Source organism: Vibrio sp. 9-16B-A1 (assembly GCF_056726165.1).
In genome coordinates, this window is sequence record NZ_JBSDZD010000002.1 from 527,934 (window position 1) to 540,525 (window position 12,592).

Annotated in this window: 10 protein-coding genes; 5 read left to right on the forward strand and 5 right to left on the reverse strand. The window is 52.2% G+C overall.

Features of this window, described 5'->3' with window-relative positions:
* Positions 1 to 211: 211 nt before the first annotated feature.
* From ACVB80_RS06015 to fabB, 3 genes are all read right to left on the reverse strand, one after another.
* Complete coding sequence (locus ACVB80_RS06015) at positions 212 to 1,225, reverse strand: aspartate-semialdehyde dehydrogenase (protein ID WP_481080357.1); 1,014 nt, start codon at positions 1,223 to 1,225, stop codon at positions 212 to 214.
* Entirely contained in the window at positions 1,209 to 2,354 is a 1,146-nt protein-coding gene (locus ACVB80_RS06020) for a 4-phosphoerythronate dehydrogenase (protein WP_481080358.1), read from the reverse strand. Before ACVB80_RS06020 ends, ACVB80_RS06015 begins: the two co-directional genes overlap by 17 nt.
* A 199-nt stretch (positions 2,355 to 2,553) precedes the next feature.
* Positions 2,554 to 3,765 carry a beta-ketoacyl-ACP synthase I gene (gene fabB, locus ACVB80_RS06025; RefSeq protein WP_481080359.1) on the reverse strand — a complete coding sequence of 404 codons (1,212 nt, stop codon included), beginning with the start codon at positions 3,763 to 3,765 and terminating at the stop codon, positions 2,554 to 2,556.
* 129 nt (positions 3,766 to 3,894) lie between these two features.
* On the opposite strand from fabB, the gene mnmC reads away from it, so the two are divergent.
* Positions 3,895 to 5,910: a bifunctional tRNA (5-methylaminomethyl-2-thiouridine)(34)-methyltransferase MnmC2/FAD-dependent 5-carboxymethylaminomethyl-2-thiouridine(34) oxidoreductase MnmC1 gene (gene mnmC, locus ACVB80_RS06030; RefSeq protein WP_481080360.1), complete on the forward strand. Its 2,016-nt coding sequence runs from the start codon at positions 3,895 to 3,897 to the stop codon at positions 5,908 to 5,910.
* A gap of 244 nt (positions 5,911 to 6,154) precedes the next feature.
* Here mnmC and ACVB80_RS06035 read toward each other — a convergent pair whose 3' ends face one another.
* Both ACVB80_RS06035 and ACVB80_RS06040 read right to left on the reverse strand, forming a co-directional pair.
* Positions 6,155 to 6,418: a YfcL family protein gene (locus ACVB80_RS06035; protein WP_481080361.1), complete on the reverse strand. Its 264-nt coding sequence runs from the start codon at positions 6,416 to 6,418 to the stop codon at positions 6,155 to 6,157.
* A 9-nt stretch (positions 6,419 to 6,427) separates the two neighbouring features.
* Positions 6,428 to 6,958 (reverse strand): elongation factor P hydroxylase, encoded by a 531-nt coding sequence (locus ACVB80_RS06040; protein WP_481080362.1) that lies wholly within the window; start codon positions 6,956 to 6,958, stop codon positions 6,428 to 6,430.
* 170 nt (positions 6,959 to 7,128) lie between these two features.
* On the opposite strand from ACVB80_RS06040, the gene ACVB80_RS06045 reads away from it, so the two are divergent.
* The 4 genes from ACVB80_RS06045 to ACVB80_RS06060 form a co-directional block, all read left to right on the forward strand.
* Positions 7,129 to 7,752, forward strand: coding sequence for a trimeric intracellular cation channel family protein (locus ACVB80_RS06045; RefSeq protein WP_481080363.1), 624 nt, complete (start codon positions 7,129 to 7,131; stop codon positions 7,750 to 7,752).
* 331 nt (positions 7,753 to 8,083) lie between these two features.
* Positions 8,084 to 10,312: a type VI secretion system Vgr family protein gene (locus tag ACVB80_RS06050; RefSeq protein WP_481080364.1), complete on the forward strand. Its 2,229-nt coding sequence runs from the start codon at positions 8,084 to 8,086 to the stop codon at positions 10,310 to 10,312.
* Entirely contained in the window at positions 10,294 to 10,896 is a 603-nt protein-coding gene (locus ACVB80_RS06055) for a DUF4123 domain-containing protein (RefSeq protein ID WP_481080365.1), read from the forward strand. Before ACVB80_RS06050 ends, ACVB80_RS06055 begins: the two co-directional genes overlap by 19 nt.
* A partial coding sequence (locus ACVB80_RS06060; RefSeq protein ID WP_481080366.1) for a LysM peptidoglycan-binding domain-containing protein occupies positions 10,893 to 12,592 on the forward strand: 1,700 nt, incomplete at its 3' end. The genes ACVB80_RS06055 and ACVB80_RS06060, both read left to right, overlap by 4 nt.

Sequence of the window (12,592 nt, forward strand, 5' to 3'; positions counted from 1 at the left end):
GTTACCTGCTTTCTATTATATGAATAATACTGTGATCTCCTTAATATATCGGATATTCACGGCAAAACTGTAGGCTGGCAGGCAAAAAATGTGTGACCGGAACAAAAAAATTCCGGGATATGGAGAAAAAGACAGCGAAATCCGATGAGTTGCCCCAAAAATAAAGGGCTCCGCGAAGGAGCCCTTTATAAAAACATCACTAAATTCTGACTCAGAAGTAATCGCGGATAAGCACTTCTGCAATCTGGACTGCGTTGGTTGCCGCGCCTTTGCGTACGTTATCCGCCACAACCCACAGGTTCACGCCACTGTGGTGGCTGATGTCGTTACGGATACGGCCAACCATGACATGGTCTTTACCGCCTGCGTCACGTACCTGAGTCGGGAAATCTTCACCGTGGAACACTTCAATACCGTCAGTTTGATCAAGCATCTGAACCACTTCTTCCGCATCGATCGGTGCGCGGGTTTCCAGGTGGATAGCTTCTGCATGGCCGTAGAATACCGGCACACGAACCGCAGTCGGGTTCACCATGATGGATGGATCGTTGAAAATCTTCTGGGTTTCCCACACCATTTTCATCTCTTCTTTGGTGTAGCCATTTTCCATGAACTTGTCGATCTGCGGGATACAGTTAAACGCGATCTGCTGGCTGAAGGCTTTCGTTTCTGCCGGACGACCGTTCAGCAGTTGCGCAGTCTGGCCTGCCAGCTCATCGATACCTGATTTACCCGCACCGGATACTGACTGGTAGGTCGATACGTTAATACGCTCGATACCCACTGCGTCATGGATTGGTTTCAGCGCGACCAGCATCTGAATGGTAGAACAGTTCGGGTTCGCGATGATGTTGCGGTTACGGAACTCAGCAATGGCTTCCGGGTTCACTTCCGGCACAACCAGCGGAACGTCGTACTCGTAACGGAACTGAGAGGTGTTATCGATCACTACCACGCCTTCGTCTGCCGCGATTGGTGCCCACTTCTCAGACAGCTCACCACCAGCGGAGAACAGCGCAATATGAGCCTGAGACCAGTCAAAGTTCTCTACGTTCTGCACTTTGATGGTTTTACCGTTAAAACGGTAAGTTTTACCTTCGCTGCGCTCACTGGCCAGCAGGTACAGCTCATCGACCGGAAACTGACGTTCCTGCAGTACTTCCAGCATGGTTTCGCCGACCGCACCGGTCGCACCAAAGATTGCAACGTTAAATTTTTGGCTCATCTTTTACCTCAATTTTGAAACCTAATTTCGCCAGTGGTTCAAGCTTGCACAGGGCATCGCCCACCAGCGTAATGGCACTGTATTCTCTTCTGTCCCAGTATTGCTTACGCATCTGATCAAATGCACCGGGTTTGGCAATTTCACGCCGGAACAGGGCATCGTCCTGGCGCACATCATAGATCAACTGAGTCAGATTGTGCAGTGTTGTGTGATCCCATTCACGATCCAGCATGACTTTCGGAACAGGCGCAACCGGTAACAGCTCAGCTGCCCGAGCCCGGTTTTCCAGCTCCATAAACTCACACAGTGAGTTGAACACCATGGTGGTCCCGCGTGCTTTTCCTTCAAGGCCATACCCCGCTACATGCGGCGTGGCAAAAGCCAGATGAGGCAACAGGTTCATATCTACCTGAGGCTCAAACTCAAATACGTCCAGCGCTGCGGTAAAACCATCTGCCCGCTCAAGGCGTGCTTTCAGTGCCTGGTTGTCCACCACCGGGCCGCGGGCGGCATTAATCAGGATCTGGTCACCACGCAGCTTGTTCAGCCGGTCACTGTCCATCAGGTGGTGGGTAGGATAGTCGCCATCACGGGTGATTGGGGTATGCAGAGTGATAACATCTGCCTCTTCAAGCAGGGTATCGAGCTCAGTAAAGCTGCGCGTATCACCCTCAGCCTGTTTCGGCGGATCATTCAGCAGAACCTTAATGCCCAGCCCCTCAAGACATTTCGCCAGGTAGGTACCAACCTGCCCCGCACCAACGATGCCCACGGTTTTATCGAAGATGGTAAAGCCCTGCTGCTGAGCCAGTACCATCAGCACACTTATCACATACTCGGCCACACCGACCTTGTTGCAGCCCGGGGCATTGGTAAATGCGATACCGCGCTCAGCCAGCAGTGGCTGGTCCACGTGGTCCATTCCGGCGGTCGCGGTGCCTACAAACTTCAGCTTATCTGCTTTTTCCAGCAGCGCCTGGCTGACCTTAGTCACCGAGCGGATCATCAGGGCATCGATACCCACAAGGTCGTCAGCGCAAAGCGTGCGGCCGGGTTTGGCGATCACCTCACCGAGCTGACTGAACAACTCGCGGGCATAAGGCATGTTCTCATCGATCAGAATTTTCATGGGAAAGAGGAATTCATTGTTGGAAGAGGCCATGATTGTGCCTTAACCGATGGAAATTGGAAATAAAAAACCGGCCTCAGATGAGGCCGGTAAGCTCCAGAACAAAAGGACTGAACCCCGCTCTCCTTGGGGAACTGCCTGCGTCTGTTCGATCAGGCCATAACGTCAACGCCGGCCTGATCAGCTCTGGAAAGCAGGATTAACCCTGGTACTTCTTGATAACCAGAGTGGCGTTGGTGCCACCGAAGCCGAAGCTGTTTGACATTACTGTTGTCAGCTCCTGCTCACGCAGCTCAGATACGATATCCAGGCCTTGTGCTGCTTCGTCCAGGTTTTCAATGTTAATGCTTGGTGCAACGAAGTTGTTGTCCAGCATCAGGGTTGAGTAAATTGCTTCGTGTACGCCTGCTGCGCCCAGTGCGTGACCGGTCATCGCCTTGGTTGCAGAGATCGCAGGGCTGTTGCCGCCGAATACTTCCTGGATAGCGCCCAGCTCTTTCACGTCGCCAACCGGAGTTGAAGTACCGTGAGTGTTGATGTAATCAACGCCGTCTACGCTTTCCATCGCCATCTTCATACAACGAACCGCGCCTTCACCTGATGGTGCTACCATGTCGTAGCCGTCAGAAGTTGCGCCGTAACCTACGATCTCACCGTAGATCTTCGCGCCACGTGCCAGAGCGTGCTCCAGCTCTTCGATAACCATCATGCCGCCGCCGCCAGAGATTACGAAACCGTCACGGTCCGCATCATAAGTACGTGATGCCTGATCAGGCGTCTCGTTGTACTTGGTAGACAGTGCGCCCATTGCGTCGAACATCATGGTCAGAGTCCAGTCCAGCTCTTCACCGCCGCCTGCAAATACGATGTCCTGTTTGCCCAGTTGGATTAGCTCCATCGCGTGGCCGATACAGTGTGCAGAAGTCGCACACGCAGAACTCATTGAGTAGTTTACGCCGCGGATCTTAAACGGAGTCGCCAGACACGCAGAAACTGTAGAAGACATGGTACGTGGAACCATGTATGGACCAATACGCTTCACGCCTTTCTCACGCAGGGTGTCAACTGCCACAGCCTGATTAAGAGAGGAAGCGCCACCCGAACCGGCAACGATACCAGTACGGTCATTAGAAACCTGGTCTTCAGACAGGCCTGCATCAGCAATCGCCTGCTCCATTGACAGGTAAGCATAGGCTGCCGCATCACCCATAAAGCGCATCTTTTTGCGGTCAATGTGCTCTGCCGGGTTGATTTTCAGATCACCCCAAACCTGTGAACGCAGACCTTTTTCTTTGAACTGCTCAGACGCGTTGATGCCTGATTTACCTGCTTTAAGTGATGCTAGAACTTCTTCGACGTTGTTACCGATACTGGAAACAATGCCCATACCGGTGATTACGACACGTTTCATGTGACATTCCTATAATTCAAAAATCCGTAGAATAATAACCAGGATGATAACCAGAAGTGGTCAGCTTTCCCGGAAATCCGTACAATCGCGGCTAACTTTAAGCGAATCACCCCAAAGATCAAAGCAACTATGACCACAATTAAGAATGCCGTACTGGAATGGAACGACGCCGGTACCCCGGTATCCGACCAGTTTGACGATGTTTACTTCTCCAATGTGGATGGCCTGGCCGAAACCCGGTACGTGTTTCTGGAGAAAAACCACCTGCCTGAACGCTGGGAAAACTTTGAGCGACAGCGCTTTGTGGTCGGTGAGACCGGCTTTGGTACCGGGCTTAACTTTCTCGCACTTTGGCAGTGGTTCGACGCATTTCGCCGCGATAACCCAAACGCAGCACTGAAAGAGCTGCACTTTATCAGCTTTGAGAAGTTCCCGGTCACTCAACAAGACCTGGAAAAAGCGCACCAGGCATGGCCGGAACTGGCCGAATATGCAGAGCAGCTGCGCCGCTACTACCCGGTTGCCGTACCGGAATGTCACCGTATCGTGCTGGCTGACGGCGCAGTCACGCTGGACCTCTGGTTTGGCGATATCAAAGACTGCATGCCAAAAGTCCCGACGCCTGCCGAAGGTATCGTTGACGCCTGGTTCCTGGACGGCTTTGCCCCAAGCAAAAACCCGGAGATGTGGAATCAGGATCTGTTCAACGGCATGGCGAAACTGGCACGTCAGGACTGTACCTGTGCCACCTTTACCGCGGCCGGATTTGTCCGCCGCGGCCTGATTGAAGCCGGTTTTGAAATGAAGAAAACCAAAGGCTTTGGTACCAAACGGGATATGATCGTCGGCCATATTGCAGAAAAACAGCCTCACACAAATATCAAGCCATGGTATTTCACCCAGTCCGCAGAGCAGCCGCAGGATGTCGCGATCATCGGTGGCGGTATCGCCAGCGCGACGCTGGCAACTACGCTGGCACGACGCGGCGTAAACGTCACTCTTTACTGTGAAGACAACCAGGCGGCTCAGGGCGCATCGGGTAACCGACAGGGCGCGGTTTATCCGCTGCTGAACGGCAATCACGAGGGCGTTTCCCGTCTGTTTGCACCTGCATTCCTGTTTGCCCGTCAGTTTGCTGATCAGGCAACGGAAAACGGCATTCAGTTCGACCACAGCTGGTGCGGCGTCACCCAGCTTGCCTGGGATGAAGCTTCCCACACCAAACTGAGAAAAATGGCCGATGGCGGCTTTGACCCTCAGCTGGTGCACTGGCTGGATGAAGAGCAGACTAATCAGAGTATCGGCCAGAACGCCGGTATGCCGTCTGTCCACTACCCGCTTGGCGGCTGGCTGTGCCCTCAGCAGTTAACTCAGGGTCTGCTTGATTCCCTGGAACAACAGGACAAACTCAGCGCACATTACGAAACCCGCATCGATGCACTGAGCCACAATGGCGAACAGTGGCAGCTGACCAGTGGTGACAAAGTGTTTAACCACACGGTCGTAGTGGTAGCCAACGGCCACAAGTTTAACCAGCTGGAGCCAACCCAAACCCTGCCTCTGGCAGCGGTGAAAGGCCAGGTCAGCCATATCCCGACTACGGAAGCACTGAGCAAAATTAACAATGTGCTCTGCTACGACGGCTATATGACTCCGGTAAACCCCAACAACCAGCAGCACTGCATCGGCGCCAGTTACGACCGCACTCATATCGACACTGAGTTTGACCCTGCAGCACAGCAGGATAACAGTGAGAAACTGAAACGCTGCGTGCCGGATCAGAGCTGGGTGGATGAGATTGATACCAGCGATAACCAGTCCCGCCAGGGGATCCGCTGCGTCACCCGTGACCACACCCCGTTTGTCGGCAACGTGGCCCAGTTCGAACAGTTAGTTGAGCAGTACCAGGACCTGGTATTCAAAGACGAGACCAGCGCCAAACCAGCACCACTGGCACCCAACCTCTACTGCATGCTGGGCCTTGGCTCCCGCGGCCTGAGCTCAGCACCGCTGATGGCAGAAACCCTGGCATCACTGATCTGTAGCCAGCCACTACCGCTGCCGGTTGATGTGCTTGAGACAATCCATCCGGCGAAGATGTGGGTGAGGAAGTTGAGGAAAGGGAAAGCGGTTACAGAAGGCTAGAGTTATAGAAACGAGAGGGGGGAGGAAGCCGGTTCTCGGTTCTAGGTTCTAGGTTCTAGGTTCTAGGTTCTAGGTTCTAGGTTCTAGGTTCTAGGTTCTAGGTTCTAGGTTCTAGGTAAGCAGGATTTCTGACTAACGGCTTACCGTCAACACTTTAGCTTCGTTTCTCACTAAACTTATCGCAAACTCCCCCAGGACCTTATACCCAGCACCTGTAAAAAAAAACGCCCAACCGGGCGTTTTTTTAAGCCTGTGACAACAACAACTGCCAAAGGTCAGAAACAATAATCCGGTCTGCCGGGGAGAGTTCTGAACGGGCTGATTCCAGGCTCTGTTCGATGCGGGCTTTAAACTGCTCCAGGTCTGTGACGCCCTCTTCTTCGCACGCGGCGGCGGACAGAGAGATATGACCACGCAGGTAACCACCAGCAAACAGCTCATCTTCAGACGCGCTTTCAATACGCTCGTCGATCAAATCCAGCAGCTTTTCTTCAAACTCAATAATCATGGTTTCTCTCTATTTCACTGTAAAATCGGCCACCGTTAACGGGGCCTGCTGATAAAAGTCGCGCAGCGCCTGTGAGAGCATCTTCACTCTTGGCGGCAGCCCCTGCTCAAGGATAGTCATCACCTCAGCGTGAACTTTGGTCATAAACGCGATTCTGTCAGGTTCAAAGTCGCCGTTAAGGTTGTCACAACTGACGTTAAATGGAAAGCCTGCGCTGACCGCCAGAATCCACTCATACGCCTGCGGGCGGGTTTCCACTTTCTCAAACTCCGCCTGCACCGCTTCACTGCGGCCATCCGGCTGATACCAGTACCCAAAATCCTCCAGTAACCGGCGCTCAGGCCCGGCCACACACCAGTGAGCAATTTCGTGCAGCGCTGAGGCGTAAAATCCGCGGGCAAAGATGATTCGGTGATAATCACACTCCTCTCCTGCCGGAAGATAAATGGGCTCATCCCCACCTGGCTCCAGCCGGGTGTTAAACGGCTCAAAAAAGGTGGCATCAAAGAGGCGGATCAGGTCCTGGTAGTTGTGCTCCATGACTCTCTCAGGCTAATAAACACGGGCTGTCTATTGTGCTTGGCTGGCATAATTTGTAAAGCGTTATCGTTTGCGATTTTAACCATTAGATTTTCTAATTAATATTCAACTCGATTTATTACTCTATCCCCCTTAGAATGCGGCTTTCGACTTCTGGTTGGGTTTAAATAATGTTGTTAAGCGTACTATATGTCATCGGCATCACGGCTGAAGCCATGACCGGCGCACTAAGCGCCGGACGTAAGAAAATGGACTGGTTTGGGGTTATGTTTGTCGCCAGTGCTACGGCCATCGGTGGGGGTACGGTTCGCGACATTCTTTTGGGTCACTATCCGCTGACCTGGGTTAAGAGCCCGCAATACCTGATCATCACCTGTCTGGCCGGCGTACTGACGACCGGTATCGCCAAATGGGTGATTAAATACCGTGGCCTGTTTATCCACCTGGATGCGCTGGGTCTTATCGTGTTCAGCATCATCGGTACCAAAGTAGGTATGTCGATGGGCCTGCACCCGGTGATCTGTGTGGTCTCTGCGATCGTGACCGGCGTGTTCGGCGGCCTGCTGCGCGACCTTATCTGCCGTCAGACTCCGCTGGTTCTGCACGAAGAGCTGTATGCCTCGGTTTCTCTGGTAGCCGGTGTGCTTTACCTGGCGCTGCTGCACTTTGGCATCAATGATGTGGCTGCAACGGTAGCAACCCTGGTAACAGGCTACACACTGCGTATCGCAGCGGTACGCTTTAAATGGCGCCTGCCTTCCTTTCACCTGGAAGCGGAAGGGTCACTGCACTGACAGCAGGGAACTGTATCCTGACGACTGGCCGGCCAACAGAGCCGGCTTTTTCTCACCTGTTCTTCAGACACTCTGCCCGAGAAGCCACTTACATCACGATCCAGATCACACTTTCCTATAATTAATTTCTCCGCTAACCGTAAAAACAACTGGAACAACCGTCCTGTTTCTCTTGCCTGCCTCCAGTCCTCCCCGTCAATTTGCATCTTTCCACCAGCATTCCGTCACTTAAGCCAGTGCTTTTCACACAATGCCACCAGCACAACCGATTGATATGATAGGGGATTATCATCAATTTACGTTGTTTTGAATATTCTGACAGGACCACACTATGGTTAATGCCACAGAATTCCTATTTGTTGTTCCGGGCACAACAGAGGCATTCAAAGTTGAAAGCTTTCAGGCAAGTGAAACTATCTCCAGGCCTTTTGAGATCTCACTCTCCGTGATCTCAGAAAATCCGGACCTGGAATTCAGCGATCTTAGCAGGAAGCCGGGGATCCTGACGCTGCACGGTCAGGGAGTTGGAGCCGCCCGCATATTTCATGGCGTCATAAATCAACTGCGCTACCTGGGTCAGGGCCGCCGGTTTAGCCGCTATCAGATCGTACTGGTTCCTCAGCTGTGGTTTTTAACCCAGAGGCAAGATTGCCGGATTTTTCAAAAGCAGAGCATTCCTGACATCATCAGTACAGTTCTGGACGAAGCGTATGTCACAGACTATCGTCTTGAGCTGTCAGCCAGTCACCCTGCAAAAGAGTACCTTCTGCAATACCGTGAGTCGGATTACCACTTCATCCAGCGCCTGCTGGCAGAACATGGTATGTGGTACTACTTCGAGCATTCTGTTACGGGACATACCCTTGTCATCACAGACAACAATGATGCTATACCGAAGCTAAGCAGCACCCCGGCAAACGCCTCTTACATGGGACCTCTGGTCTTCCATGCCGATGGCGGAGGCATGGCTGACAAAGAGCACATTACTGAACTGGAGCAGATACACAGGGTAAGAACGGGCCAGGTCAGCCACACTGACTACAATTACCATCACCCAAATATTCCCCAACATGCTGTCAACTACACTGCAACCAACAGCGATCTGGCTACTTTCGACTATCCGGGACGTTACACCAACCCGGGTGAAGGCGACCTGAAAGCCAGGCAGCAGGTAGCCTGTCATGTCGTAAACAGCCATCAGGTTTGTGCATCGGGCAATATAATGCGTCTGCTCCCCGGCTTTTCGTTTTATATCGGCGAGCATCCCCGCACCTCCCTCAACCAGCAGTACACCATGCTGTCCGTCACTCACTATGGTCAGAACCCTCAGGTACACGAGGAGGAATCCGGCGAAGAACCTGCCAGCTATTACAACCAGTTTGTTTCTGTCCCACGGGAAACGGAGATTAAAGTTGAGGCCCTGCCTGCTCCTGTCATTGATGGCCCTCAAACCGCTGTCGTTGTGGGCCCGGAAGGCGAAGAGATTTACACCGACGAAATGGGGCGAATCAAAGTTCAGTTCCACTGGGACCGCTATGGCAAAAACAACGAACACGCCAGCTGTTGGTTACGGGTCAGCCAGGCCATGGCGGCACCAAACTGGGGGGCGGTCTGCCTGCCGAGAATCGGCCATGAAGTCGTGGTCAACTTTTTGGAAGGCGATCCGGATCAGCCAATGATCACCGGCGCAGTCTACAACGGCCTTCATCAGCCTCCCTACCCCCTGCCGGAAAACAAAACCCGCACAGTACTCCGCACCCAGAGCCACAAGGCCGAAGGGCATAACGAGCTGTTTTTTGAAGATGAAGCCAACCAGGAAGAGATCCACCTCCGCGCCCAGCGCGATATGAAAACCAAAGTGCTCCGCAACCGCTACCGGGAGATTGGGCAGGATGAAGAGCTGAAAGTTCATCAGCACCAAACCAATGAGATCATGGCTGACCGCAAGGAAAGCATTAGTGGGAATAAGTCTTCCGTTACGGAGCAAACCTTTGAGGAAAAAGTCCTCAGGGATGTCACTGTTCGCCACAACGCTAACCAAAGTAATGAGACAGCGAAAGACACGGATACCACTATCCTTGAGAACCGCACCACCAGGATCAGCCAAAGCGAGGAACTCTCTGTAGAAGGAGAGCAGTCTGTTGTCATGCTTTCTTCAAACACCTGTGAGATCGGCACCGGTGATTCACTTACCGTTGGAAACCACCTGGATGTTCAGGCAGGCGGAAACATCACGATTCAGTCTGACGGGAAACACGCCATAGTCAGCGCGGATGAAATCAAAGTCCAGGTCGGCTTCTCCGGACTGGTGATGAGCAACAGTGGAAACATATCTCTGTACGGCTCAAGTATCTCAATAGACGGTCAAAGTGAAATATCGGTCCAGGGAGGAGTCGTGGATATCAACCCGGGTCTGAACAAGGTAGTAAACACACGCCCTATTGTTAGTGCACCTAAGGGGCTGTCTCCGGAAGCATACGCCGGACTGGTCGAAGTCGGCGCTTTGATGCAGGAAATATGTCAATGTGGGGAGGATGGAACATGTCAGCTGCACAAATAAATACAGAGTGGCGCGTTAACAGCGCTGGCGCTCCTTCCCCTGAGCCAGAATCAAAGATTTTCGCACTCATAGAGCCAGCTCTTTGGCCAGAGTGGCAGGATGAGCTTCTGGCCCTGGACCCGGAGCTGTCCTTTCACCAACTGTTTCAGGCAACCCGGTTCCGGACTGCTCACAATGGGCCGGTACTTGTTCGTATCGCTGATTCTGAAAGCCTGTTAAAAGCCTGCTCCACACAAATGCAGGCGAAACCCTGTGGATGCCTGTTTTACTCATTCCCGGAAACACGGGACAGAACGCTGCTTAAGACTCTTCGCAAAAGTCTCATAGCCAGTAAAGGAGAAGCAGAAGTCCTTCTCAGGTACTACGAACCCAGAATGTTGTTACCACTGCTCGGTGCGATATCAGACCCCGAACGGGCAGAGCTGTTTTCTGGTATCAGGCAGATTGTCTGGCATCACAAACAGTGGCTGTGCGCAGACATTGGCGCTGTGGCCGCGCATTCTCAACTTCAAAATCATCCTTTACATCTGACCCCGCATCATTTGGAAGCGATGCAGTCTATCGCAGAGCAATACGCATCATGAGTAAAACCTATACCGTAACCAAAGGCGATACGCTATTGCAGATCGCCATCGACCATAACGTGGATTTCAACACCCTGCTGGAACTGAACCCCAGATTTCAGCCAAACCCTGACTACATTCAGATTGGTGAGCAAATTACGCTCCCGGATGAGCAAGAGCCAGAACAGATCGAGCCCACCTACCCTGTCGAACCAGTTGGGGAAGTCCGCCCGCCCAAAGAAGAGGGATGCCTTGAGGGTGACCCTGACTGTAAACCCATGGAAGTTCACGACATTCTTTTTGTCACGGGTGACAGCCCCACCGATTACTTTTGTATCGATGAAGAGTCTGCTGCTCTGCTTGAAGAAGAAATCGGCTATACAGAGCAACTTCTGGATGGTTATAAAAAACTTCTGGAGGAAGCCCCCGGCAGCAAAGACGCGACACAACAGCAACTTGAACAACATGCCAAAAAACGGCAGGCCTGGTTTGATGAAGCCACCTACGCCGGTCTTATTGCCCAAGAAGACTCCCGCCCTCAACACCTGACAGCAAAAATCGCCACAGCTCAGGCTATGGGGCCAAAAACCGATCCCAATCAGAACATGGTGTCGTCGAAACTGAAAGAGCTGGATCAGCGTAAACGCTTTGTTGAAGACGTAGAAGATGGCTGGTTTACCAGCGAGATCTCGACCAACCAGTTAAGAGCCAAAGTTCTGTCTGACATTAACAGCCAAATCGAGTACTGGACTGCGCTGCAAACGCCTTCCAGACAGCCAGAATTCCCTAATAAACTGAGTGTGAAACTGGATAACTTCAATACCAAAAGCAAAACACTGGCAACAAAAAAAGCCAGGCAGCATGTGGTTGAAGTCTTTTCCGTTAAGCGCAATAAGTATATTTATATCCGCTTCCATTTTTACGAGCAGGAAAAAAACAAAAAGTACTGGCGAAAAACCAAAAGCAGAACTCATGCTATGGAGGCCCTGAAAACAGGGAAAAGTACGGAGTTTGCCAAAGCCATTGCCAAAGATATTGCAAAAGATATCCGGAGCGAGTTTAAAGATCCTACGCTTAAAGCAAAGCTTGCAGAATGGAAACTTGACGGCGACAAATGGCAGGAGTGGAAGTCCACCAACCACGTACTCAATGAGGACGGAGAAACCGTTGTTAACATCAGCGCTGAAGCACAACTGCTCCGCTGGGGCGCGCAGGCCAGCGTGGAAAGCAACCTGAAACTGAGTGAAGTTAAACAGGGCAAAATCAATATCGGCATCGCCGCCGATGCGGCAATATCTCTTGCTGAAGCCTCCGTCACTGCGCAAGTGTTTATTCCGTATGAAAACGGCTTTCCTGTATCCCTCAACTACAAAGACGCCAACAAAAAAGACGCCGTCCATTCATTTGGCCGCTTTCGCTGTAAAGGACAAATTACCCTTAGCTGCTTTGCGGGTTTAATGGCTCAGGGCTCAGCGCAAATCAGTAATAAAAACGACACCGGCGCCAACGGAGCGGCTGTCGGCGCTATGTTTACCCCAAAGGTCAAAGTCAACACCAGCGCAACAGGCCAGGTCGGCATTAAAGCGGAAGGATTTGCCGGAGCCCAGGCAGGCGGAAAGATAGCCGGAGCCATAGAGTGGCAGCACCCGGATAAAGAGAACACCCTTGATTTTGCCACTCTGACTGAAGTCTCAGCCGAAGGAAACATTGCAGCCGG